We start from the raw sequence: 26,227 nt of genomic DNA on the forward strand, positions 1-26,227 counted from the left end.
GGGACATTTTAAGCTATTAGTTGGAGGCTTTGGACTATTAATTCTGCACTGAAAGGATTTTATTGAGGATATGCGAATTAAAAATCAAATGCGATGATCTTTTTATCCTGTAACATCTGGTCTACAAATCGTTTGTGATTTTTCGGACTGCCTATCGCTATCCAGGTTCCACTAATTGTTCCATTGGCCAACTCCTGTTTCCCCCTGCTTAGTCTCAATCCAGAGCCCCTAAGCTCTTCTTCGTATTTTTCCAGACTTTCATTCTCATATTTTTTAACGATGCGGTACACGCGCTTTGTAAAGCGTTGTTCTACCATTTCCTCCAAAAAAGGAAAAACCAGTAGTGCAGCAAGTACGATAAGTGTTACTCCGGTAGCCTGTTCATAGTAGCCTGCGCCGGTGGCCATGCCGATTGCCGCAACGATCCAGATCACACAGGCGGTAGTCAGTCCTTTTACCTGGTTCTCCTCTTTAAAGATAACCCCGGCTCCTAGAAAACCAATCCCTGTGACAATATTAGACGCAATACGGTCGTGACTTGTAAGTCCGATTTTTATCGATAAAATCGTGAAAAGAGTAGAACCCAATCCAATCATGATCATTGTCTTTAATCCCGCCTGCTTACTTCTGAGTTCTCTTTCTGCTCCAATCAGTCCGCATAAAAGTGTGGCGAGTAAAAACTTGTTTACCTCTGTTTGCGTCAGGAAATGACTGCTTTCTAAAATGTTGTTCATAGCTTGTTCTCAGTTAAAGATAGCAAAGGTTCCGCATATAAAGCAAAAAGCCTCAGAATCGAAATTCTGAGGCTTTTAAAAGGTTTATTGGGATTGAAATTACATCATTCCACCCATACCACCACCACCCATTGGAGGCATACCTGCACCAGCAGGAGCATCTTCAGGATCATCAGCCAATACGCATTCTGTTGTTAACAACATAGCTGCGATAGAAGCTGCGTTTTCTAATGCAACACGACCTACTTTAGTTGGATCGATTACACCAGCAGCGATTAAGTTTTCATATACATCAGTACGAGCATTGTAACCGAAGTCAGCAATACCTTCTTTTACTTTTTGTACTACGATTGAACCTTCGATACCTGCATTCTGACAGATTTGACGTAATGGCTCCTCGATTGCACGTTTAACGATTGCAATACCAGTAGTTTCATCATCATTCACACCTTTCATGCCTTCTAAGGCCTCGATAGCACGGATGAAAGCAACACCACCACCTGCAACGATACCTTCTTCTACAGCTGCACGAGTTGCATGTAAAGCATCATCAACACGGTCTTTTTTCTCTTTCATTTCAACTTCAGAAGCTGCACCAACATAAAGAACTGCAACACCGCCAGCTAATTTAGCCAAACGCTCTTGTAGTTTTTCTTTATCGTAATCAGATGTAGTAGTCTCGATTTGAGATTTAATCTGATTAACGCGAGCTTTGATGTCTTCAGACTGACCTGAACCATTGATGATCGTAGTATTGTCTTTATCAACAACAACTTTCTCAGCAGTACCAAGGTAAGTAAGGTCAGCGTTTTCTAATTTATAACCTCTTTCTTCAGAGATAACAGTACCACCAGTCAAGATAGCGATGTCTTCTAACATTGCTTTTCTACGGTCACCGAAACCTGGAGCTTTAACAGCAACAACTTTCAGAGATCCACGGATCTTGTTTACTACCAATGTAGCCAATGCTTCGCCATCTAAGTCTTCAGCAATGATCAATAATGGTTTACCTGTTTGTACTTGTTTTTCTAATACCGGCAACAATTCTTTCATGTTGCTGATTTTTTTGTCGTAGATTAAAATATAAGGGTTTTCTAATTCCGCTTCCATTTTATCTGCGTTAGTTACAAAGTATGGAGATAAGTAACCACGATCAAACTGCATACCTTCTACTGTTTTTACTTCAGTTTCAGTACCTTTTGCTTCTTCTACAGTGATGACACCATCTTTACCTACTTTACCCATTGCCTCAGCAATTAGTGAACCGATCACTTCATCATTGTTTGCTGAAATAGAAGCAACTTGTTTGATTTTGTTATTGTCTTCACCTACAGTTTGAGACTGTGATTTTAAGTTCGCAACGATTGCAGTAACTGCTTTGTCAATACCGCGTTTCAAATCCATTGGATTTGCACCAGCAGCAACGTTTTTAATACCTGCAGTTACAATTGCCTGTGCCAATACAGTTGCAGTAGTTGTTCCATCACCTGCGATATCTGCAGTTTTAGAAGCAACTTCTTTCACCATCTGAGCACCCATATTTTCAATAGGATCTTTTAATTCAATCTCTTTTGCTACAGTAACACCATCTTTAGTAATCGCTGGTGAACCGAATTTTTTGTCAATAATTACGTTACGTCCTTTTGGACCTAGAGTTACTTTTACCGCATTAGCCAAAATGTCAACACCTCTTTTCAGGGCGTCACGGGCTTCTACATTATATCTTACTTGCTTTGCCATTTTAAAATATTGTTATTAATGATTGATTGTAATAAGGTTGAATAGGTTAATTCAACGACTAAAGAATTGCGTATAGATCAGACTCACGCATAATAAGATACTCTTTACCTTCAAAAGTAATTTCAGTACCACCGTATTTACCATATAATACCACGTCACCAGCTTTAACGCTCAATGGGATTAAGTTACCAGTCGCCTCGGCATATTTACCAGGACCTACTGCAACTACTGTTCCTTGCTGAGGTTTTTCTTTAGCTGTATCAGGGATATAGATACCCGAAGCTGTTTTTTCTTCGGCAGGAGCAGCTTCAATCACTACTCTATCTGCAATGGGTTTAATGTTTAAAGCCATAACTTATTCTTGTTTTTAATTTTAAAATTAATGTAAAAGTATTACGTGCGCCAGGTATATCAGTTTTTATGCCAAGCAGGTTTTGCTTGCCAAATTTACACGGCATTGTCAGCTAATAGATTAGACGAAACTATTTTCGTGTCAGAGTGGCAGAATTGTGTATTAAGGAAAAAAAAATGAAAGCATAAAAAAAGTCCGATATCGAGATACCGGACTTTGAATATTTTTTTGAAATCTCTTATTTCTTTACAGAATCAGTAGGAGTGGTTGCTGGAGCTGTAGTAGCCGGAGCAGATGATCCTAGTGGAGATGGTGTTGGTGTTTTGTCCAAATGTTCCTGGATTTTAGAATCCACAGCTGCTGCTGATCCACCTGTTTTTGCAATGGTAGTAATGGATAAAGTAAGCACTACGATTAATGCTAATAATACCCAGGTACCTTTTTCAAGAACATCACCAGTACGTTGAACGCCAAACATGTTGCTGCCTGATCCACCTGTTGCAAGGCCACCACCTTTAGGATTTTGTATCAAAACAAATAGCGCTAAGGCAATGCAGACAATGATTAATAAAATAATTAAAAATAGCATAATCGGTTATATGGTTAAATTTTCTTTTCTATGGATTGGATAAGGTCGGCAAAGTAACGGCTTTTTTCTGGAAACTTCAAACTTAATTTTTCATAAGTCTCTATGGCCTTGTCGTAAAGCATTTGCTCAATGTAGATCTTGGCCAGGGTTTCTGATACAAGGTCATTACGATCTTCAGCACTCTTCTTGGCCTTATTTTCTGTATTGAGGTGTTCTGCTTTCGGAGGACTGATCTGCGGGTCATTTTTAAGGAAGCTATCGATAATATCGGTTCCTTTATGAGTGACATCTCCAGGAACATATTCCGCTGCGGGCTCGTCGGCAAGTGGACTCTGTAAATGAAAGATATGCTCTACATACTGTTGCTGTAATTCGTTGGAATTACCCTCTAAATTATCTTTTGGCTGTTCAGCTTCTTCTACTGATTCTGTTTTTGGAGCAAGTTTAGGCGTAGTATAAGGCTGAAAGATCTGTTGGTATTCTTTTCGGGTTTTATGTAACCACCATAAAAAGGTAAATGGTAACTGATCGTCGTCGTATTTGCTGACTACTACCGGATCTTCCTGTTTTGCAATTTCTTTTTGCAATGCGGCAAGACGTTCCTCCTCTTTCAAAACAGCCTCAGGAACGGGCTCCGGACTAAAGTTATCCTGGAAAGCGAAAAAGTCTGTAGACACAATATTCTCCAGTACAAAGTCGTCGGTTTCAGCAGGCATTGGATCTTCCATTAACAGATTGGTTTCCTCTGATTCGGCAGGCACCTCATCCAGAACAATCTCATCCAGGGTATCTGCCTGATGATTGAGCAGGTCAAAAGCAGGAGATAAGACAACGTTGAAATCGGCGCGGACTAAATAACCTGGTTCATGGAGAAACTGATGTAGCAATTGACCATTGGTATACAATGCGGTAGTAGCAAGTGTATCTTCTCTTTCTGCGCTATCCATATTGGCTTTTGCCAATAATAAATGCAAAGGTTGAAAATAAGGGTACTTCAAGATCAGATCTTTGAGCATAGCCGCATGATCGGGTCTTACCTTTTCAGGTTCCGCTAATAATACTTCCAGTTCTTGTCTCATATCTAGTTCCTGCTCCACGTTGCTAAGTTAACAATTGAATTTTCAAATTCTACCAATTTGCAAATGCACGGTCAAAAATATCCTGTGAAATCAGATCGATCACTTTTTTATTGAGTGCTGGCTCTTGTGCAGCAAAACTGCCACCTGAAGTTGGGAAATCAATGAAACGTTCAATTGGCTCCTCAAAGCTCAGTTTGGGATTCAGGTTGTTCGTGTATTTTACATTCACACGAATGGTCATTCTATTAAGTGGTGAAGTGTTCCCCACACCACGATTATTCGCGTCGATTATCGTGGTTGGACGAATGTCGTAGTTGGTAATACTTCCAGAAAATACCGCATTGGGATCATTGGTAGTAATGTTCAAACTACTCTGGTTACGAATCATATTCTTTAATGTTTCCGTCATATTAGTCGCCATACTCGGCACCACTAATGTCGCGTTGTTTTCAAAAAAGAGTACATTAACAGTCTTCATCTCCGGTGGGATAGATGCTCCGTTAAATTTAATGGAACAGGAATTAAAAATAACCACCACCAGCAGCAACAATATTTTTTTCATTGGATTAATTTAAATTCAGTTCTTTGATCTTTCTATATAAAGTACGTTCGGAAATTCCAAGTTCCTGTGCTGCAAACTTGCGCTTTCCCTTGTGTTTCTTTAACGCTTTCTTGATCAGGTCAGATTCTTTATCTATGAGCGACAAAGATTCTTCTACTTCTTCAGCTTCTTGTGTATAATTATAGTCCAAAGGGGCATTTTGAACTGGCTTTTTAATCGTAAAAGTAGGTTCATTTACCGTTTGGTCTACCTCCTGGTACAGCTGATTGATATAATGAGTATTATCGGCAATGACATGAGAAGTATTTCCTCCGCTTTGAATGATCTCAGCAACGAGTTTCTTCAACTCCATCATGTCTTTTTTCATATCAAAAAGCACTTTGTAAAGAATGTCCCGCTCAGTATAGTCTTCCTTGGTACTGCCATTGATGGCCATAGGTAAATTACTGGCACTTTCATTTGGAATATAATTCAGCAGGGCTGCTGCGGTTACATTACGCTCCTTTTCCAATACACAGATTTGTTCGGCAATATTTTTCAGTTGTCTAACATTCCCTGGCCAGCTATAATTGCTGAGCATTTGTATGGCATCCGGTTCCAGCTGAATTCCCGGACTTCTGTATTTATCACTGAAATCCGCAGAAAATTTTCTGAATAAAAGGTAAATATCCTCTTTACGCTCATGCAAAGCAGGAATGCGCAAAGGCACGGTATTCAGGCGGTAATATAAATCCTCACGGAATTTACCAGATTTAACCCGGTTGTAAACATCAACGTTTGTAGCTGCAATAATTCTGACATCTGTTTTCTGTACTTTAGAAGAACCTACACGCAGGTATTCGCCGCTTTCCAGAATCCTCAACAAACGGGCCTGAGTACCTAATGGCAATTCAGCTACCTCATCTAAGAATATCGTTCCTCCATTGGCCACCTCAAAATATCCCTTACGGGCTTCATGAGCTCCGGTAAATGAACCTTTCTCATGTCCGAAAAGTTCTGAATCTATCGTCCCTTCCGGGATGGCTCCACAGTTAACCGCAATAAATGCACCGTGTTTACGGGTACTCATTTGATGAATGATATGAGAGAAAACCTCCTTACCACTACCACTTTCTCCGGTAATTAATACAGACATGTCTGTTGGCGCAACTTGTCTGGCGATATCTATTGCCCGGTTCAATAGCGGAGAGCCGCCAATGATGCCGAACCGGTTTTTAATGTCTTGTATGTCCAAAGTTATTTGTCTTTATTGATTAAACAATTTCTGGTGTTTCAACAACGGTTCCTAATAAGGTAGCCGATGTACAACGGTCAATATAAACATTAACGTATGTTCCAGCTTTCACACCTGGTGTTGCAGGGAAAACTACCATGGCATTCTGGTCATTCCTTCCACAGAAGTCAAGATCAGATTTTTTTGAGGTACCCTCCACTAAAATTCTAACAGTTTTTCCAACAAATTGTTGTAAGCGCATTAAAGAAGTAGCCTGTGCTTTCAGTAATATTTCTGCTAACCTGCGTTTTTTTACTGGTTCAGGAATGTCATCTTCCAGTTTTCTTGCAGCAAGTGTCCCTGGTCTTTCGGAATAAGAGAAGGTAAATGCAGAGTCATAACCTACATAATCCATAATGCTTAACGTTTCCTGATGTTCTTCTTCTGTTTCTGTACAGAAGCCTGCAATGATATCTGAAGAGATGGCACAGCCAGGAATAATGCGTCTGATGGCGTCAATCCTATTGATGTACCATTCCCTGGTATAAGTTCTGTTCATTAATTCCAAAACCCTGCTACTGCCCGATTGAACAGGCAAGTGGATATAATTACAGATGTTATCGTATTTGGCGATGGTATACAATACCTCGTCAGTAATGTCTTTAGGGTGTGAGGTAGAAAATCTGATCCTTAATTCAGGGCTGATCAACGCTACCTTTTCCATTAATTGAGCAAAGTTTACTTCAATTGCAGCAGTTTCTGCTGCATCAGTACCTTTCCATTTGTAAGAATCTACATTCTGTCCAAGTAAAGTCACTTCTCTATATCCTTTATCGAACAAGTCCTGTGCCTCGATAAGAATGGAATGCGGATCTCTGCTTCTCTCGCGTCCTCTGGTAAATGGAACGACACAGAAAGAACACATATTGTCACAGCCACGCATGATCGAAATAAATGCAGTAATGCCATTGCTGTTCAACCTCACCGGACTGATGTCTGCGTAAGTTTCCTCTCTGGACAACAATACATTGATGGCCTTTTGCCCATCTTCCACCTGATTGATCAGCTGAGGAAGGTCACGGTAAGCATCAGGGCCAACCACCATATCCACTAATTTCTCTTCTTCCAGGAATTTTGATTTTAACCGTTCTGCCATACAACCTAAAACGCCAACCACCAATTTAGGGTTTCTGCGTTTTTCCGCACCAAACTGCGACAGTCTGTTGCGGACTCTTTGTTCCGCGTTTTCACGGATAGAGCAGGTATTGATAAATACGACATCTGCTTCATGATAATCACCTGTGGTTTCGAAACCCTGATCTTTTAAAATCGAAGCAACGATCTCACTATCTGCGAAATTCATCTGACAGCCATAGCTTTCAATGTACAACTTCCGGCCATTAAGGACCTCTGGTGCATCAATAACTAAAGCCTCGCCCTGGCGCTCTTCATCGTGTGTCTTATCTGTAAGCTGTAAATCAATCATAAATGGTTAACATTTTTCTGGGTTTCAAAAATACACAATTAAATTCAGAAATGACAAAGTGGCAGGGTCTTAAAGACAAAGAAAATTTTTGAAAATCTTTTCAGAAAGGTATAGGACCTTTTTCATGATTGGTTGTCATTGAGGTAAAAATGACTAAAATCCCCGTAATATATGTTCAAAAGCCTCTTCGCAAAAAGTCCTAAACAATTATATGGCTGGTTCGGTGATTATGCGAACTGGTTCGAAGTAGTCGAAAAAACCAGCGGATATGACGCAGAACTGATCCTCGAAAAAACAAAAACAGCCATCCTTAAAGTGAAAAACGGGGAAGCAGTGTATGAAAGAGACTCAGTAAACTTTAGTGAAAAACAATACCCATTTCCTTTAATCTCTTTTTTATTACATAGCGCAGCAATACATAAAAAACCACTTCATGTGCTGGATTTCGGAGGCTCATTAGGAAGTACCTATTTCCAGATCAGGGAGTTTTTAACACCGGAAATTTGTGCCAGCTGGAATGTCGTAGAACAGGGGCATTATGTAAACTGTGGAAAAGAACATTTTGAAGATGAATTGCTCAAATTCCACCACAGCATAGCAGATTGCCAGAAAGAGCAGGCGATCGACCTGGTCATCCTGTCTTCCGTAACACAATACCTGGAAAAACCTCATGAGTTTTTAAAGGAACTTGCAGCCTATCAATTTCCTTTTTTACTGTTCGATCGTACCGCCTTTCATTATGGTAAACAGGATCGGCTGACTTTACAAATTGTACCACCGGAAATATATGAGGCTTCCTATCCTTCCTGGTTCTTTAATCAGGATCGGTTTTTAAACCATTTCCAGGATCATTATCAACTCATCGCCGAGTTCAGCTCTTATGTAAAAGGTGAAGAAACGATGCAGATCAATGGCCAGGAACTGGGATACGACAAAGGCTTTTACTTTCAAAACCTATCAGTTTATGCTTAAATTCTGTACACTTTTTAATACCACGTATCTATCCCGTGGTTTGGCGATGTATCGTTCTCTGGAACAATGTTGTCCTGATTTTCATTTGTATATTTTCGCGTTTGATGCACATTGCTACGAAGCACTTTCGAAAATGGCGCTTCCAAAAGCAAGTATCATCTCCCTGCAGGAATTTGAAAATGAAGATTTATTAAGGATAAAACCGACCCGTACAGCCCAGGAATATTGCTGGACTGCCGCCTCAAGTACAATTAAGCATTGTATTGAGCATTTTAATCTGGACCATTGTACCTATGTGGATGCAGATCTGCTCTTTTTTAGTAACCCGGAGATTTTAATCGACGAAATGGGCAATAAATCAGTGTTGATTACAGAACATCGATATACCCCTTGCTACGACCAATCCAGTACTAGTGGAATTTATTGTGTACAATTTATGACATTTAAAAATACTCAGGAAGGGATGGAAGTTTTGAACTGGTGGGTTTCTGCCTGTTTAGAATGGTGTTATTCCAGAGCGGAAGATGGTAAATTTGGAGATCAGAAATACCTGGACGACTGGACGACACGTTTTTCATGTGTACACGTTTGTCAGCATCTGGGAGCAGGAGTTGCCCCCTGGAATATTCAACAATACAAATTTAAGCAGAAGTCAGGGAAATCGACCGGAAAAGTGCTTATTGACCAACAGGATTTCGATCTGGTATTTTATCATTACCATGGTTTTAATTACTCTTCAAAAAATAGCTATTTGATTGCACCAGCTGGTTATCAACTGGATCGGGATCAGATCAAACATATTTATCGGCCCTATGTTCAGGCACTTTCCCAGGCGGAAAAACAAATTGAAAAGAGTGACAATGGACTCATCCCTTACCATATCAGTAATGAACTAGTCTGGGTAAAGAAAGTTTTAGGACGGTTTCTGGTATTTTCTTTGCGTGGTTATTATAAGAATTTCTACACCAAAAGATCTTTTCAATATGGTTTTATATATTAATAAATAGTATCTGCTGCGATCTTCAATAATTTAGTATTTTAGTTGCCTTCTAAAATACAAATATGTGGGATGTTAAAGGTCAGGGATTTACATGGTTCAAAATAGGGGTGTTGTGGACGGTGTTGACTTTCGGAGGATGTAAAAAGGAATCCGAAGGTAGCCAGAAGATTAAACCTCCTGTTAGATCCTATGCAGTTACTGCTAGAATAGATAAAAAGGAGCCAAATACGGATTCAAAGGGTACTGCGATGTTGAAAGGGGCATACGATGAGGGGAGCAAAATGCTGAGCTATTCTCTGAAATATGAAAATCTGCTACCTACCGAAATCAGCCTGAGAACAGGGACGAAAGGTTCAAAAGGAACCCTTGTCCAGGTAATCAAGATACCTGAAGGAGCTAACCAAGCAGCCCCCCTGACGGGCACAATTGTTTTAACGCCACTTCAGGAGCGATACCTGCTGAAAGGATATTGGTTTGTAGCGATGAACACCCTGGAACGGTCGCCGGAGATTTCAGGGATTCTTACCTTGAAACAAATTTAAGGGGGGATCATGAGTATTAAACCTATATATGCCGCTCCTGAGGAGGATTTGTTGCTGATGAATGCGATCAGGAATAAAGATAAAAAAGTGTTTGAAGCCTTTTATAAAAAGTATTATCGGCAGCTGTTTATCCTTGCCTTCAGATATGTAGGAAAAACAGAGGCCGCGGAGGAAATTGTGCATGATCTGTTTATTAATATTTGGAACAAAGCAGCTCAGTTAAATATTCAGTATGCGATGAAAAGTTATTTATTCAGGTCAATTGTAAATGCCTCCCTTAATTTTCTAAAAAGGGAAAAGCAGAATGCGGCAAAACAATTGAGCTATCTTAATCTTCAACATTCTGAAGATTCCGAAGAGGATCGCCGGCATGAGGAAGAGGTATTATTGAAAAACCTGGAGGACGCTTTGGCATTGTTGCCACCTAAATGCAAAGAGGTAATGTACCTGAGTAGATTTGGTAAATTAAAACAACAGGAAATTGCAGATCAGATGAACATTTCTTTAAAGACTGTTAAAAATCATTTGACCTATGGTTTTCAGAAATTAAGGGAACAACTCGGGCAGTCCGGGGCAATCCTGATGTTGCTACTTAAAATGATTTTAAAATAAAACGCCCTTATGAAAAATTCTGAAACCAATGAATCGTTTATATTTTCCCTGATTATTGAAGATCTGGAAGAAACCATTAGTGCCGAAAATAAGGTCATCCTGGATCAGTGGAGGCAAGATGCGGAGGCAAATGAAAAGCTCTATATGGAATTTCGTAGCGTGCAGATTAATCTGGATAAACTGGTAGAGCGACACGATATTGATGCACATCATTCCTGGAACATGTTAGATCAGAAACTGGATCAGCAGGTTTTTCCATTGGATGAGGCCCGGTCAGGTGAAAGTACAGAGGGCAAAGATGAGCAGCCCCTGAAAGTCAGAAAGAACAACTCAATGCCCTATTTCTGGATGAAAATGGCAGCAATGTTATTGATTTTATCGACACTGGGATACGGTTATTTCTTCTGGAAAAATAAAGATATTGTGATCAATACCGGAACAGCATTACTGACCAATGTGGTGCTTCCAGATGGAACAGATCTGAACCTCAATGCGGGGACCAGTATCAGCTATAGTAAAAATAACTTCCTGACAGACCGTAAATTGGTGCTGATCAATGGAGAAGCATTTGTTAAGGTAGCCCCCAACCAGAAGTCACAGTTTAGAGTGGAAATGGGCGGAGTGGAGGCAAAAGACATTGGAACACGCTTTAATATCAGTAGAAATGAACAGCAGTCGACGGTCATCGTAGAAGAAGGAGAAGTGGAGTTCAAAGAAGCTGGGACGACAAGGAAAGTAAATCTGACTGCCGGGAAACTGGGTATTTATGACCATAAAAATCAAACCTTGATGGCTCTGGATAATCCCGATCTGAATTATAAAGCATGGCTGGATAAAAACTTTGTTTTTACAGAAGTTCCACTAAAGGAGGTGGTACAGAAAATGGAAAAAGTGTATCAGGCTAAGATTGAGATAGTAGGAGATGGTTTAAAAGAAAGAAAACTAACGGCGAAATTACAATATCAAAACCTCGACAGTGCACTTGCTGTAGTCTCCGCTTCTTTAGACTGTAAGCTGTCGCAGTCAGATGGTAAATTCCTTTTATCTGAAAAATAATGACCTTCTTTTTTCGGATCTTTTGCATCTGTTTCTTATTTATAGCCGGAACATCAATTGCTTTTGCACAGCATAAAACCATTTTAGATCATCAGGTCAGTATACGCCGGCCAGCCGATTCCCTGATCAAAGTGCTGCACCTATTGGAAGAAAAGACAAAATGTAGCTTTGCTTTTGATCCTGATTTATTACGGAATAAAAGAACGGCTCCCCTGAATTTCTTACAAACTCCATTGTCGGAGGTGCTAAGCCAGCTCCTTTTTGGAACCCATCTGGGCTTTAAACTCGTTGGAAATGACATTGTAATTAGTCCCTTAAAAGAGAAGAAATGGACCATCAGTGGCCATGTTCGTGATCAGGCAAGTGGAGAGGAGTTGATCGGTGCTACAGTATATATTCCCGAAATTGGACAGGGTGTAAATACCAATCAATACGGTTTCTACTCTTTATTTATCACGGAGGGAATTCATAAATTAATGGTCTCAAATACGGGTTTTCAAACAAGAGAAGAAAATATTCGCTTAGACCAGGATTTATCACTCAATCTGGAGCTTACACTGAAGACCAATCGTTTGGAGGAAGTGGAAATCCAATCCAATCCCGTTACCCCAAATCCTATTCTATTGAATGAACTGAATCTTGGGCCGAGCCAGTTGAATAGTTCTGTTTATTATGCAGGAGAAACAGATGTTGTTAAAAAACTGCAAATGCAGAATGGCATCAAATCTTTGTCGGAAGGCAGCTCTGGAATGTTCATTAGAGGAGGAAATTCTGATCAGAACCTGATTTTACTCGACGAAGCCATCGTATATAACCCCTCACATTTATATGGATTGGTCTCCGTTTTTAATCCGGATGTGGTGAATAACGTCCAGGTATACAAAGACTATATTCCTGCAAATTTTGGCGGGCGCCTTTCTGCTGTTGTAGTCAACCGTATGACAGAAGGTAACAATAAAGAGTACCATTTAACCGGAGGACTCAATTTTCTTGCGGCACGTATTGCTGCAGAAGGCCCCATCGTAAAGGATAAAGGCTCTTTTATCTTTGCTTTCAGGAGAAGTTTGCTGGATGTGTTTCGAAGTAATTTTAAACTGTTTAATCCTAATTCTGTTTATTACGACATCAACGCAAAGGCGAATTATAAACTCAATCAGAACAACACTATTTTCTATTCCATCTATGCCGGAAAGGATAGGTTGCTTTCTGAAAATGCTTATACCAACAATTGGGGAAACCTGACTTCCACCTTTCGATGGAACCATATCTTTAACTCCACGATCTTCCAGAATGTATCTTTAATCTATAGCAATTACAATAATGTACTGGATCTAAATGCAGATACCTTATCCCAAAAAACACAGTGGCAAACCCAGGTGAAAGACATTACCATAAAAGCAGATTATACCTACTACCTGAATCCGCAGAATCAGATTAAATTTGGAGGTTCTGGAATCTATCATATGTTCAATCCAGGACAGGTAAAGCAATCCCCAAATGATGAATTTAATATTCCTGAAGATAGAAGTCTGGAAGGAGCGTTGTATTATTCCCAAAACCTTAATCTAAGTTCAGATTTTGAACTGGATTATGGCCTTCGCCTAAGTTTGTTTAAGAATAATGAAGTACGCAATAATGTATTTGATTCGCAAGGAAACAGGATAAAGACAAAAGAGGTTAAATTGTTTGTCAATCCAGAGCCACGTATTAATCTTAGTTATCTTCCAACTGCAGACCAGCGTTATTTTTTCAGCTATAACCGGAATTATCAATACCTGCAGCTGATTCAGAATAGTACGCTGGCCTTTTCATCTCTCGAACCCTGGATCCCAGCCTCAAAAACGATAAAACCGCAGCATTCAGATTACTTCTCCCTGGGATACCGGTACATCCCTGGTCCCTGGATCTGGTCGGCCAATGCCTATTATAAATTTATGGACCACCAGCTGGAGCTGATTGATCATGCGCAGATCATCAAGAATCCAGAGGTGAGAAAACAGTTGAAATCCGGGACGGCCAGGGCTTATGGTCTGGAGCTGGAGTTGACGAAAAAAGAAGGTCAGTTTTCTGGAACTATTGCTTATAGTTATTCCAGGGTATTCCGGAAAATAGCAGAACTCAATTTCGGAAAGGAGTTTGTTGCTAATTATGACATTCCTCATGAGCTGAAAATCACGGCTAAATATGACCTGAATAAACGCTTGTCTTTTCAGGGATTCTTTATCTACTCAACGGGTAGGCCACTAACTCTTCCTGTCGGTTATTATCAGCATGATGGTTTAAATGTGCCAATTTTTGAAGATAGAAATACCAGTAGGTTTCCTGTGTTTCATCGGATGGATGTTTCCGCACAATATCAGTTCCGTACTAAAATGCCAGGACAAAGATTCCTTTCCAGCGTTCTTTCAGTAGGTATTTATAACCTTTATAACCGTAAGAATCCTTTGTATTATCATTTGAATTCCTCTTCCTTTGAAACAAAAAAGAGTAGTATCGAATATAGTTTAGGATTTTATCCATGGATCGCCTATAGTTTCAAAATCTAAGATGAAAAGAGCTCATTATATCATAGCTGTATTGGTTTTACTTCTATTTTCCAGCTGTAAAAAGACGTTGGATGACCGCTTTCTAAACCCTAAGCGCCAGTACGACCTTTCTGTGGAAGGAGGTTTCAATACGCGCAGCACTACCCAGTATATCCGCTTATCTAAGCCAGCTTTAAGCGCAGAAGAAGAACCTAAGCCTATTTCCAAGGCAGTCGTTACCGTTAATGATGGTAAATCGGACATGATTTTTAAAGAATCTGCTACCCCTGGTGTCTATACAACAAGCAATAGGAATGGACCCAACTTTAATGCTGCCTATACACTTAAAGTAGTCTACGATGGACAAACCTATACTGCCGTGGATACCTTAAGGCAGGTGGTCAATATTGTCGATGATTTTTTACCGCTCTCTACCACGTCTCTTGGAAATGGTGTTTATAGGCTGACCATTCCAAAACATACTTTCGGCTACCTCAATCCCAATAAATGGTTGATTTCCTATAAGAATATTCCTATATGGAACCCCGGAAAGTTCGACCAGTCGAAGTATTATAGCTATACCCATTTCCTGGGTTCACCCAATTCTTTGTACCCACTAAATAACCTGAAAAGGACTTATGACCTGGGCAAGGACGATGAAATCATCATTATGAAACTCTCCCTTTCCGAACGTTATGCCAAATATCTATATGACGTGTTTATGGAAACAGATTGGAGTGGATTGTTTTCTGCAGTTCCAGTCAATGCCGTCGGAAATGTGACCGGGAATGCACAAGGCTATTTCTATGCAATTGATGTGGTGGATGGAAAATATAAAGCCAGTGAACTTTAATTCCAGGGATTATGGCCTCGATATTGCAGTACTTCTGTAAAGATACTGCATATGGAACAGGAAAAGTCAGGAAACAAAAGATGGTGGAAATGGTTGCTTGGTAGTTTGATCTTTTTTCTTTTTCTGCTTGGCGGGACCGTAATTTACCTCCATGCAAAATGGAAACCTGTGATTGCTGAAAAGCTAAAAGCAGGAATTCTGGAAGGATCCGGGGGACTATACACCCTGAATTTTAAAGACATTCATCTTCAGTTGTTCAGTGGTACGGCCTCAATTGATGAAATGAGCCTGTCTCCAGATACAGCGGTATTTAATCAGCTCAAATTACAAGGAAAAGCACCGATCCATTTGTTTCAATTAAAAGTTAAAAAGCTTCAGGTGAATCATCTCGGATTAGTCAAAGCTTATTTTAAGAAAACCATCCATATCAACAGCATCGTTCTGGATCAGCCTTCCATCAATATGATCCACTACAAACTGAAAAAGAAAATAAAGGACTCAACAAATAGCAAAACCGTTTATCAGCTATTATCTAAAAGTTTAAGATCCCTTGACATTGATGCCATCCGTATTGTAAATGCCGATTTTGATTATATCGATGCCGCCAGTCAGCAACCTTTACACCGGATTAAAAAGCTGAACTTAAACATAAAAGACCTCCTCATAGATTCCCTTTCGCAATTTGATACTACCCGCTTCCTGTATACAAAGGACATTTCTTTTGAGGTCAATGGCTACCAGGCCAAAGATAAAATGTACTTTAAAAAGCTGGATACCATTACCGGATCATTGGTCAACAGGAATGTCCTGCTCAAAGGTTTTAAAATGATTCCAAGATATCCTGATTTAAAATTTAGCAGGATGCATGCTTATGGAAAGGATCGATACAACCTGGACTTTGATCAAATCAGTCTGAGGGGCGTCGATTTTCCAGGCTTCCTTGATGAGGGAACCTTTCATGCAAAGAAGATCAGCATAGGCCCGGCAAAGCTGGGAATCTTCCTCAACAGGGAACTTCCTCCTCCTCCAAATCTTAATAAAGGAAAGAATTTCCCGCATTTGGCTTTAAGAAGATTGAACCTTCCTGTAATTGTTGATACCTTGAAAATTGACAATATTGACCTGGCCTATACCGAATACAATCCCATCAGCCAGCAAAAAGGAACCATCTATTTTCAGAATCTGCAAGGTCAGGTGCTTCATGTCAGCAACGATTCATTAACTGTGCTAAAAAACAAGTACGCGATCGCCAACCTGAGCGCTCTTGTGATGAAGAAGTCCAGGATTGACATCAAAATTGATTTCAATCTGACTGACCCTAATGGTGCCTTTCATTATTCAGGAGGAGTGGCAGCGATGGACCTGACCGACCTAAACGTCATTTCCAAACCATTGGGATTGATTGAAATTGAGTCCGGGAAAATGCAAAAAGTAGATTTTGATATCCAGGCGAATACCCATGGCTCAAAAGGAAAGGTTCATTTTTACTATAGCGATTTGAAAGTAAAACTGCTCAAAGAAGGGGAGGATGGTGCTCCGGCAAAGAAAAAAGGATTGTTGTCCTTTCTGGCCAATAAGCTCCTGATTGTAGATGCGAATCCTTTAAAAGGGGAGGCGCCAAGAACTGGAATTGTAACTTTTGAACGCTCTCCTGCCGCTTCTTTCTTTAATTTACTTTGGAAAGGGGTGTTTGTCGGAATGAGAGAAACTGTCGGTTTAGGGATTGTTCCGGTTAAAACTCCGGAAAAAGCAATGGAAGTCATTAAGGATAAGAAAGAAGAACGTAAAGAGAAAAGAGCGAAACGGGAGCAGAAAAGAGCAGAACGAAGGAAAAACAAGACATAAAAAAAGTATATTAGGATATCAGGTTCCCGCCTATGATTGAAAATTTACGAAAGCATAAGAAATTATTACTCCGGATAGGCCTTGGCTTGTTGCTGCTGGTGTTGATCATGAGTCTGGCATCCAGATATCTTGCTTACAAGTTTAAGCCAGTAGTTAAAGCGCAAATAAAAGAGTTGGTATTGAAGACTACAGATAGCTTGTACCACATAGAGTTTTCAGGAATCCGAATGAATTTATTGACGGCAAATGCTTCCCTGACAGGGGTTAAAGTAGTTCCTGATCAGCGGATCTTTAAAAAACTGATCGCCTTAAAGAAAGCACCCAATAACATCTATCACCTGGAGCTGGATAAGTTGGAAATCCGGAATTTCCACCTGTATACTTTCCTTAGGGAGCGAAAGCTGGACATTACTGAGCTTCGCCTGGATCACCCGGATGTAGTAATGTTGAACCAGCAATTTGATTTCAATGAGGATAAACCGCCAATGCCCAATTCCTCAGCTTTTGATTACATTTCCCCATACCTGAAAGAGCTTGCCATCCATACCATCAATTTTAATGATATCAGCTTTAAATACATCAATAATAATGCTGAGAAACCACAAGAGGCCTCAGTGAAAAACCTGAACATCACACTCAAAGATTACCTGATAGATCCGCATTCTTCTGTAGATAAGACCAGATTATACCTGTTGAAGGAGGTCATCATTAAATTGAATAATTACACTTATGCTACGCCAGATAGCTTGTACCATATCCGTTTGAATCAGCTCGACTTTTCCTCTTCCACTGGTAAATTGAATATCCAGAGTCTGGGTGTTGTTCCAAGGTATACCGAAATGGAATTTGGGAAATCATTGGGTTATGCAAAAGATCGCTACCAGATTCAAATGAGTGATTTAAAACTCGAGGGGATTAACCTCCCTTTATACATCCTGAAGCAGGAATTGTTTGCCCGGGAAATGACCATCGCCAACGGTTCCATTAAAGTGTTTAACAATAAAGCGCTCCCTGAATTGATTCGGGAAAGGACCGGTCGATTCCCACATCAGTTGCTACAAAGGGTTAATGGAAAGTTAAATATTCAAAAACTCAACTTAAGTAATGTTGATATCAGCTATTCGGAATATGATAATGACAGTCAGCAAAAGGGAACAATTACTTTCGAGAATACCGCAGGAAGTTTTAACAATGTCACCAACATGCCAAAGGATAAGGCTAAGAACCCTTGGATGACAGCCGATCTGACGACTTACCTGATGGGCAGGGGAAGGCTGGATGTTGGATTTAAATTTAATCTGGAGGCTAAAGATGGTGCTTTTTCCTATTCCGGTATGTTGGGAAATATGGACGGACGTGCTTTAAACCGGATTACCCGGCCATTAGGTATGATTGCCATCAAAAGTGGGGAAGTTAAGCGGATGGAATTCCATATTGATGCGAACGATCAGGTCGCAAAGGGCTTGATGAAGTTTGAATACAATGACCTTTCGGTGAACTTATTGAAAAAGGAGAAAGGAGAGAATCGATTGGTGAGGCAGGGCTGGATGTCTTTCCTGGCCAATGCCATTATTCTGAATCCGAATAATCCGAGCAAGGAAGGACAACTGGTAACTGCAAAAATCCAGGAAAAACGTGCCAAGGAGGGTTCCTTTTTTCATTTCATTTGGAAATCATTATTTCAGGGGATCAAGTACAGCGTAGGCGTTACAGAAGAGAAAGAGCAGAAGATTAAAACGCAGATCGCCAGGTTTGAACAGATCAAGCATGATCGTGAAGCCAGACAAGCCAGAAGGGAAAAGAGACGATTGCTAAAAGAGCGCTTAAAAAGAGAAAGGCTAAAAAACAAGAAAAACCACTAAGGCCTGTGCCTGAAATTCCACCAAATGGGATTGAAAAAGCCGGCGACAGGCCGGGAATTGCCTGCCGCCAGCAATAGATTTAACCTGACTAGTTGACTTTTAACATCTTTTGAGCAAGATCTTCCCAGCGATAATATTGAAAAGTTTTGTCGTCACTCATGGCTACAAACAGACCATGTTGAAAGTCTTTGTTTAATGGAGCTGAATAAAGCTCAGAACCATCACTATTGTTGGTGGATACAGGTATACTGGTCAGTAATACGTGGTTGTGCGGTCCTGATTTACCCTCCCTGTTAAACACCTGGAAATGATTTGCTGCCTGATCAGATACCAGGATATAACCAGTAGAATCGGTGGTCTTGTAAATACTGATGCCTTCATTATCCTCTTTAAATCCGGTTTTACCGAATAAAGCCAGTTCTTCATTCCCCTTTGCAGGATCTGCATAGTATTTTCTGATGCCAAACTGCTCATCAGAATAATAAATATACCCCATCTCATTGTCTACCGCAATGGACTCAATTTCTTTCTTACCGCTATATTTCCCGAATTTTCTCTTTAAGCTGGCTTTTAATTTTCCTGTGCCATCATCTTCCAGTAAGTATTGCCATAAATAACCATCAGCCGGACCAGTTTTACGGCCAACAACCGCGTAAATTTGTCCTTTGGGATCTGTATACATGGCAATCCCCATCAGGTCGCGGTACATTTCCTGATTTTCTCCTTCAAACATCGGTAAACCGCCATTGTCAATTGCTTTCATATCTGGTAAAGAGAATACACGCAGCTGATGTGTCATTCTTTCTGTAGTCACCGCAATATCTACCTTTTTTCCTCCAAGATTCAATCCATAGGCTACATCCACGTTGTTCGGTCTTTTTAAGCCTTTTACTACCTTGTCTTTGATGATTTTTCCTTGTAAATCAAATACATAAAGGCCCCCGTTTTCGTCTTTATCAGTCCCAATGACCAAGGATTGCGAGGAATCCGCAGGGTTTATCCAAATCGCGGGGTCATCTGAATCAAACTGAACGGGCTCAGAGGTATATAATGGTTTAACCGCTGCGGGATCTTTTTGTACAGTGGAACAGGAAACATGTAGTGTGAGTAATAAAGCAGAAACAGAAAGGATAAAGTTAGGTTTGTTCATTTTTTGTGAATATTTATAAATAAAGGTCTGAAAATTAATTGTTGCCATAGGCACCGATAAAGCTGGAAGGAATTGGTGAAGCATATAAATTCCCATTGATGTTTAGTCCGGCAGCATGGTGACGGAAAAATTCGGTTTTACCTTTGCCAATCGCCGGAGAACCAGTTGCCAGGTGAAAATTCCATGCCATATTGAAGTCTGGGTTGTCTACAGGGTTGGTTACCGGATAATTTAAGAATTTTGGATCATTTAATCCTGCTGTTTTTCCTATGATATCATCAGTACCCGCAATAATGTCTTTTGAAGGTTGGAACTGATCTGTTGTCAATTGGCTCTGACCATAGTACAGGTTATTCCCAACCAGCGAACGGGCATCTTCGGGGTTTTTAGTATCTCTTTTAATTCCAAATCGGGTATTGGCGAATAAGTTGTTAAATAAGTTGACCCTTACCGTAGCTTCTACCCAAATCGAGCCGCCTTTTGCGGTTGGTCTGCGCCAGCCAGTATTGATAAATGTATTGTTATAGGCCACTACAAATGTCTGTGGATTTCGGTCACCGCTGTTCGAGAGTTTCAGGGCATTGGTATTGGTACTGTACACCAGATTGTAGGCTAGATCTGCCAGACAGCCCGATTTTATGTTGATGGCTTCACCACCAGTCAGTCCGGTGGTATAGAATTGATTGTGAGAAAAAATGATTTTTCCACCTTCAATATAGGTACAATCTTCCTGCAGATTTCTGAAAATACTGTTGCTCACCACCAGTTTTCCATTGACATTGGAGAACCAGATGGCCGGTAAATTCTCTCCGCTTTTTGCCTTGTAAAGGCTCATTTTTACAGAAGTAGAGGCGGCAGTAGTTGTGGAACCTGCATATTCAATCACGGTGTGGTTCAACAATAGCTCCGAACAACTAGGGGCAGCCAGAATACCTCCCCATAATCTGCCAAACTTATTTTTTTCCGTTCTCAGTTCTTCTGCAATGCTGAATTTAATAGGGAATTCTGCTGTGCCTTCCGCATATAGGTTTCCTTTGACGATGATTTCAGGCTTGGCCAATGTATCCATAATGACGGTTACGCCTTCCTCGATGGTCAGTGATTGCCCCTCAGGAATGATAATATCCCCCTTAATGATTTGCGTACTTCCTTTTTTCCAAATGCCGGAAACCTCCCCAATGGCAGAACCATTTCCAGTGTCTGGATCTACATCACTATTGGCTTTTTTACAGCTGCCAAGCCCAAGTAATAATACCGTGAGGCCCATTAATATTTTTGTTGCTTTCATTTTATCGGTCTGTTATGAAATGTTCAAATGTCTGGTTGAATTGAGTTTATAACTTATAGCGTACACCTAGTAAATAAGTTTGTTTGTAATGGTCGTTACGGATCAGGGTTTTTCCATCATATTCCGTTCCGGTGCTGCCATTGGCTTCCGTATTTGTGCCTTTAATGAATAATTTCAAAGGGGTGTTCAAGAGATTTCCTGCTTTCACAAAAACACTCAGGTTATTCTTAAACTTCTTTTCCGCTGAAGCATCCATTTGTATAAATCCTTGTTGCCATAAATCGTTGTCCAGGAACTGGGAAACAGTATTGATTCTTGGACCGGTATAAGACGCCGCTAATTGTCCATCCCAATCACTTTTGCTGTCTTTATAAAGAAGGGATAGGTTGGCAATGTGTGCAGATTGTCCAAATAAAGGTCTGGTTTGGTCGACTAAGATGGGTTGTAAATCGCCATTTTCATCGCGCATTCTTGAAGTTTTCGGGGTGGTAATCCTGGAATGGGTGTAAGTGTAATTGGCTTTAAAACCGAACTTATGGATAAACTTGATGTAATCTAGTTCCAAGCCGTAGTTCTTTGCATTACCAAAATTCCCTGGCGTGTAATAAGTATCCTGCGGACGGATGGGATCTGGCTGGAAACTATATTCTATTGGATTTTTGATGTTTTTATAGAACACACCTACCAATAACTGGTCGCTGCTGTTTGGGAACAATTCATAGCGAAGGTCCAGATTGTCAGCGATCGCACGTTTCAGATCCGGATTTCCCCTTTCCTTATAATCATCCTGAACCACCCCGATTCCCGGTACCAGTTCATAGAAACCTGGTCGGTTTAAAGATCGGAAATAAGAGGCGCGTAAGGCCTGATGGTTACTCAATTGATATTTTAAATTCATGCTTGGCAACAGGTCTGTGTAGACTTGTTTGCCATTTGGGCGTGGCTGTGCACCAGGGAACAGCATCATATAACTTTGATCGGTATGTTCCATGCGCAAACCGCCAATTACCTGTAAATCTTTTAGCCTAAAGTTGAACATTCCATAGGCTGCCCCTAATTTTTCTGCAGCATCGTAAGTCAGTGCATTGTCTACGGCTCCTGTCGGATTTTTAACCGTCCAGGCTACTTCTGTGTAGTTGTTAAAATCCCGTCCAAACAGGGCGTTGGGATTGGAGGCTGTTAAGGTATACTGGTTGAAGAAACTACTGCGTTGTTTATCCCGGTACATTCCTCCGGCAGTAAACAGTACATTTATCCCGCCAATGGCTTGTGTATAGTCAATGTCGAGGTAACCTGCTTTATCTTCTTCTGTACTGCGTTCCCAACGGCGGGTAAGTGCATCACCGATTGCGGGAACAAAAGTGCGGCGATCTACAAAATTTTCACGAAGGCCTAAAACATTGATGTTGGTTTGGTCTGGAACTTCATTTTTTGCTGCGGAATAAACTGCCGACCAGCGAACTTTTAATTTTTCCGGGATCAACTGGTGATCACCTTGTAGTGTGGTATTGTAAATCTGCTGTTCAGTAAAACGGGAGCGGGTAGCATAATTGAGCTTCGCATTTCCCTTTTCAGGATCATACTCGCTGCTGAAATCAGTGAATTTAGCATCCCGTATCTGATAGCTGTTCAGGTCAACATAAGCGTTGTATAAACTCAGTTTATGGTTTTTATTGAAAGTATAATCCAGTTTTGCATGTGCACCATAACGTTTTTGCTGTTCTGAATACTGCCTTTCCTCCCTGCCCATAATCGTACCTACTTTATTTGCGGCAGCCACTACACTGGAATTGTAAAAGGTACTGTTGCTCCCTCTGTAGGTGTTTTGGTAACTTCCAGCGAGTAAAACGCCTAGTTTATTGTCGAGAAAACGTTGTCCTATGGATAAACCGCCTACCACATTTGGGGCAGGGTGTTTTGTTTGGTAATCCAGCATACTGGTTGGGAAATCCAGTGGATTTGCTTTATAATTTTTTCCATATTGTTCATATGGAGATTTGCGATTGATATCGCTATGGTCAAAAGAGGTAAATTCACGGTCTATAAAGAGCTGGCTATAACCTGTTGCCAGATTGGCGTTGATCTTTAATTTGTTAGGTGCATCTTTCATTACCATGTTGATCGCCCCACCAATGGCATCCCCCTCCATATTTGGTGTCAGTGTTTTAAAAACTTCCAGTCTATCCAGCAGTTCAGCCGGGAAGATATCCAGTGGTACATAACGGTATTTATTATCCGGACTAGGGATTTTGATGCCATTCACCAGGGTGTAATTGTATCGTTTATCCATACCACGGAGAATTGCATATTGCCCATCTCCACTATTACTCCTTTCAACGGATACACCAGATACACGCTGAATCACATTGGCTACACTGAGGTCCGGGGAGATCTCCATGGCTCTTCCAGAAACGACATTGACTAGCTGCAGGGCTTTTTGCTCGATTCTTCTGGCCATTTTTTCTGAAGATCCATCTCCTTTTGCAGAAACCATTACTTCATTTAACTCGCCGGCATGGGTTTCCGATAAGTAGATTTTCAATACAGGATTATCTTCTTTAAGAATCAATACCTGTTTAAAGAAGCTTTTGTACATCAGGTAAGATACCTTTAAGGTATAAGTACCAGCTGCAGGGTGTTTAATTTCGAATGATCCATCCAGGCCGGTTAGAACCGCCTGATTTGTCTTTTCCAGCTGCACGGATGCACCTACCATTGCTTCCCCTGTTTTCTGGTCGTAAACATAACCCTTCAAACTGGTCGCATGTGCAACAGTAATGCTAAATAGTAGGGAAAAAAGAACGGGTAATATTGTCTTCATTTTCTGATTAATTTTGTTGAGGTGCTTTGTTTTGATTGCTGAACTGTTCGTTTTAACCAGGTCATTTCTTCGCCCTGGGATTTTTATCTCTATTCATTTTTTTAATGTTCCACAAAATTGAATGCTGGATAGGAAGGCAGGAAATTATGACCGTAAACAAAATGTATACAGCGTTACAAGGTAGGGATACAAAACGCGTACAGCGTGAACATAGATTTGGTAACTCACTGGTAATTAGTTGTTTTTGTGTAACCAGAATCGCCATTACCATTTGATTAGCGTAATGTTAACAAATTGTTAATCACTGGCTTTTCGATGAAATCCATTATAAAGTCTGAATAAAATTGCCCAGATTTTCTCCTTGTGGAAGGTTCAGTTTTTTCCTTAAGCGGTACCTCGCTACACGCAAACTGTCCTGGGAAATGCCAAAAAGTATGGCCATGTCTTTTGAGCTCAGGTTCATTTTGATCAGGGCCACCAGACGAATGTCGTTGGCGGTAAGCTCATCACAATGTGCTTTCAAATGGTCGAAAAATGTTTGGTGAATCTGTTCAAACATCCGGCTGAAATCTTTCCAGTGCTGGTCCTGGTTGATGTTCTGGTTGACCTTCTGAATCAGTTGTTGTAAAGCTTTTTTCTGATCTCTTTTGTCATCTTTCACCAGGGCTTCGATGGTACTGCGGAGTTCTTCTAAAAACTGATTACTTTGGATGGCATGGAGTGTGGTGCTGGTGAGTTCCTTGCTTTTTAGTTCTAAAGCATCCTTGATCGCCTCGTTCTGTGTTTCAAATAAGCGTTGATTTTGTTCATTGAGTTGTTGCTCATTTCGGATCTTCAGGCGTTGTCTGCTGATGATACTCGCCGCCAGACACAGGAGCAATAGGATGATGAGGATCGTGGCAACAAGCAGCATCCTATCTGCCGATTTTTCTTGTTCAAACTGAGCAATCGCGTCATCTTTTTGCTGGATTTCAAATAAGGTCTGAAGTAAAGCGAGTTGTTTGTTGTTGTCCTCTGCAAAGATTTTAAGAAAGATTTCGCGGCCCAATTCGCTATAATGATAAGCACTGTCATAGCGTTTCATCAAGTCAAAAGTTTTAGAAAGATCACGGTAGGCACTGCTCAACTGATATTGATCATTCATGTCTTTTGCCATGTTTTCCGCTTGTCTCGTGTAGTTTAATGCTTCAGAATATCGCCCGGTCTTGCGGTAAACATCACCGATATTATTGATGATTTCGATCTCTGCATGTGGTTTTTTTTCCCTTGCATTTCCTTCCAGTGCCAGGGTATAATATTTTAAGCCTGAATCTAATTCGAGCTTGTCTTCATAAATGCTTCCAATGTTTTCAAAGATCTTCGCGATCCCGCTCTGGTTTTTCTGTTTATGGTATCCCGCTAAAGCCAGTTGTTGATACTTCATCGCCCTGGCATAGTCAAGCGTTTTCTCATAAGTCTGGCCAATCAGTCCATAAGAATCAGCAATCCCTTTCTGATCCCCCAATTGCTGATACAATTTTAAGGCCTCCTGATATTTTTCTAAAGCAATGCGGTATTGCCGGGCATAATAATATGTTTCCCCGATTTTATTCAGGTTTCCTGCGAGAAGTGCTAAAGCATTTTCCTGGCGGAATAGCTGGTCTGCTTTATAGTAATAACTGATGGCCTGGGTATAGGCGGCCTGGAAATAAAACAAGGCTCCGATCTGTTGATAACACAAGCCTGCAGTTAGAAAATCCTCCTTTTCGACGGCGGTTTTTAAGGTCTTTTTGATTTTCAGAAATGCGGCATCCGGAGCTTTCCGGATCAGGGTGTCAATTGGATGGGAACTGGGTTTCTGGACTTCATCAGCAGAGCCTGGAAGGGTATAAAATAAGGCAAGACCTATGGATATGGCGATGAGCTTTCGGTTGGGTAATTTAGCTGGTGATTTCACAGCTTAAAAT

Annotated in this window: 21 protein-coding genes; 9 read left to right on the top strand and 12 right to left on the bottom strand. The window is 40.6% G+C overall.

Annotated elements, in window-relative coordinates; genetic code table 11:
- Positions 1-77 precede the first annotated feature (77 nt).
- The 8 genes from R2Q94_RS14395 to miaB form a co-directional block, all read right to left on the bottom strand.
- Positions 78-734, bottom strand: a complete 657-nt coding sequence (locus R2Q94_RS14395) for an MgtC/SapB family protein (RefSeq protein ID WP_316822163.1) — start codon at positions 732-734, stop codon at positions 78-80.
- Positions 735-833: 99 nt separating this feature from the next.
- Positions 834-2,474, bottom strand: coding sequence for a chaperonin GroEL (gene groL, locus R2Q94_RS14400; protein ID WP_316822164.1), 1,641 nt, complete (start codon positions 2,472-2,474; stop codon positions 834-836).
- 58 nt (positions 2,475-2,532) lie between these two features.
- Positions 2,533-2,826 (bottom strand): co-chaperone GroES, encoded by a 294-nt coding sequence (gene groES / locus R2Q94_RS14405; protein ID WP_182960577.1) that lies wholly within the window; start codon positions 2,824-2,826, stop codon positions 2,533-2,535.
- 238 nt (positions 2,827-3,064) lie between these two features.
- Positions 3,065-3,415, bottom strand: coding sequence for a preprotein translocase subunit SecG (secG, locus tag R2Q94_RS14410; protein WP_316822165.1), 351 nt, complete (start codon positions 3,413-3,415; stop codon positions 3,065-3,067).
- Positions 3,416-3,429: 14 nt separating this feature from the next.
- On the bottom strand, positions 3,430-4,512 hold the full coding sequence (locus R2Q94_RS14415) for a hypothetical protein (protein WP_316822166.1): 1,083 nt from the start codon (positions 4,510-4,512) through the stop codon (positions 3,430-3,432).
- A gap of 31 nt (positions 4,513-4,543) precedes the next feature.
- Positions 4,544-5,056 (bottom strand): LptE family protein, encoded by a 513-nt coding sequence (locus tag R2Q94_RS14420; RefSeq protein ID WP_316822167.1) that lies wholly within the window; start codon positions 5,054-5,056, stop codon positions 4,544-4,546.
- A 4-nt stretch (positions 5,057-5,060) separates the two neighbouring features.
- Positions 5,061-6,290, bottom strand: a complete 1,230-nt coding sequence (locus tag R2Q94_RS14425) for a sigma-54 interaction domain-containing protein (protein ID WP_316822168.1) — start codon at positions 6,288-6,290, stop codon at positions 5,061-5,063.
- A gap of 19 nt (positions 6,291-6,309) precedes the next feature.
- Entirely contained in the window at positions 6,310-7,755 is a 1,446-nt protein-coding gene (gene miaB / locus R2Q94_RS14430) for a tRNA (N6-isopentenyl adenosine(37)-C2)-methylthiotransferase MiaB (RefSeq protein WP_316822169.1), read from the bottom strand.
- 171 nt (positions 7,756-7,926) lie between these two features.
- Between miaB and R2Q94_RS14435 the strand changes: the two genes are divergently transcribed.
- The 9 genes from R2Q94_RS14435 (at position 7,927) to R2Q94_RS14475 (ending at position 19,022) form a co-directional block, all read left to right on the top strand.
- On the top strand, positions 7,927-8,727 hold the full coding sequence (locus tag R2Q94_RS14435; protein WP_316822170.1) for a methyltransferase, TIGR04325 family: 801 nt from the start codon (positions 7,927-7,929) through the stop codon (positions 8,725-8,727).
- A complete protein-coding gene (locus R2Q94_RS14440; protein ID WP_316822171.1) occupies positions 8,720-9,727 on the top strand; it encodes a glycosyl transferase in 1,008 nt (335 codons plus the stop codon). Before R2Q94_RS14435 ends, R2Q94_RS14440 begins: the two co-directional genes overlap by 8 nt.
- Positions 9,728-9,789: 62 nt before the next feature.
- Entirely contained in the window at positions 9,790-10,269 is a 480-nt protein-coding gene (locus R2Q94_RS14445; protein WP_316822172.1) for a hypothetical protein, read from the top strand.
- A 9-nt stretch (positions 10,270-10,278) separates the two neighbouring features.
- Entirely contained in the window at positions 10,279-10,881 is a 603-nt protein-coding gene (locus R2Q94_RS14450) for an RNA polymerase sigma-70 factor (protein WP_316822173.1), read from the top strand.
- A gap of 9 nt (positions 10,882-10,890) precedes the next feature.
- Positions 10,891-11,937, top strand: coding sequence for a FecR domain-containing protein (locus R2Q94_RS14455; RefSeq protein WP_316822174.1), 1,047 nt, complete (start codon positions 10,891-10,893; stop codon positions 11,935-11,937).
- Positions 11,937-14,483, top strand: a complete 2,547-nt coding sequence (locus R2Q94_RS14460) for a TonB-dependent receptor (protein WP_316822175.1) — start codon at positions 11,937-11,939, stop codon at positions 14,481-14,483. The genes R2Q94_RS14455 and R2Q94_RS14460 overlap by 1 nt, the downstream gene beginning before the upstream one ends.
- A 1-nt stretch (position 14,484) precedes the next feature.
- On the top strand, positions 14,485-15,315 hold the full coding sequence (locus tag R2Q94_RS14465) for a hypothetical protein (protein ID WP_316822176.1): 831 nt from the start codon (positions 14,485-14,487) through the stop codon (positions 15,313-15,315).
- A gap of 51 nt (positions 15,316-15,366) precedes the next feature.
- Positions 15,367-17,160 (top strand): hypothetical protein, encoded by a 1,794-nt coding sequence (locus tag R2Q94_RS14470; protein WP_316822177.1) that lies wholly within the window; start codon positions 15,367-15,369, stop codon positions 17,158-17,160.
- A 32-nt stretch (positions 17,161-17,192) separates the two neighbouring features.
- Positions 17,193-19,022, top strand: coding sequence for a hypothetical protein (locus R2Q94_RS14475; protein ID WP_316822178.1), 1,830 nt, complete (start codon positions 17,193-17,195; stop codon positions 19,020-19,022).
- Positions 19,023-19,110: 88 nt separating this feature from the next.
- On the opposite strand, the gene R2Q94_RS14480 is transcribed toward R2Q94_RS14475, so the two are convergent.
- The 4 genes from R2Q94_RS14480 to R2Q94_RS14495 form a co-directional block, all read right to left on the bottom strand.
- On the bottom strand, positions 19,111-20,172 hold the full coding sequence (locus R2Q94_RS14480; RefSeq protein WP_316822179.1) for a phytase: 1,062 nt from the start codon (positions 20,170-20,172) through the stop codon (positions 19,111-19,113).
- Positions 20,173-20,206: 34 nt separating this feature from the next.
- Positions 20,207-21,460 carry a right-handed parallel beta-helix repeat-containing protein gene (locus R2Q94_RS14485; protein WP_316822180.1) on the bottom strand — a complete coding sequence of 418 codons (1,254 nt, stop codon included), beginning with the start codon at positions 21,458-21,460 and terminating at the stop codon, positions 20,207-20,209.
- 46 nt (positions 21,461-21,506) lie between these two features.
- A complete protein-coding gene (locus tag R2Q94_RS14490) occupies positions 21,507-24,281 on the bottom strand; it encodes a TonB-dependent receptor (RefSeq protein WP_316822181.1) in 2,775 nt (924 codons plus the stop codon).
- Between the two features lie 325 nt (positions 24,282-24,606).
- Complete coding sequence (locus tag R2Q94_RS14495) at positions 24,607-26,217, bottom strand: tetratricopeptide repeat protein (RefSeq protein WP_316822182.1); 1,611 nt, start codon at positions 26,215-26,217, stop codon at positions 24,607-24,609.
- Positions 26,218-26,227: the final 10 nt, after the last annotated feature.

Origin of the sequence: Pedobacter gandavensis (genome assembly GCF_032678465.1) — a bacterium.
GTDB classification, from domain to species: Bacteria; Bacteroidota; Bacteroidia; order Sphingobacteriales; family Sphingobacteriaceae; genus Pedobacter; species Pedobacter gandavensis_B.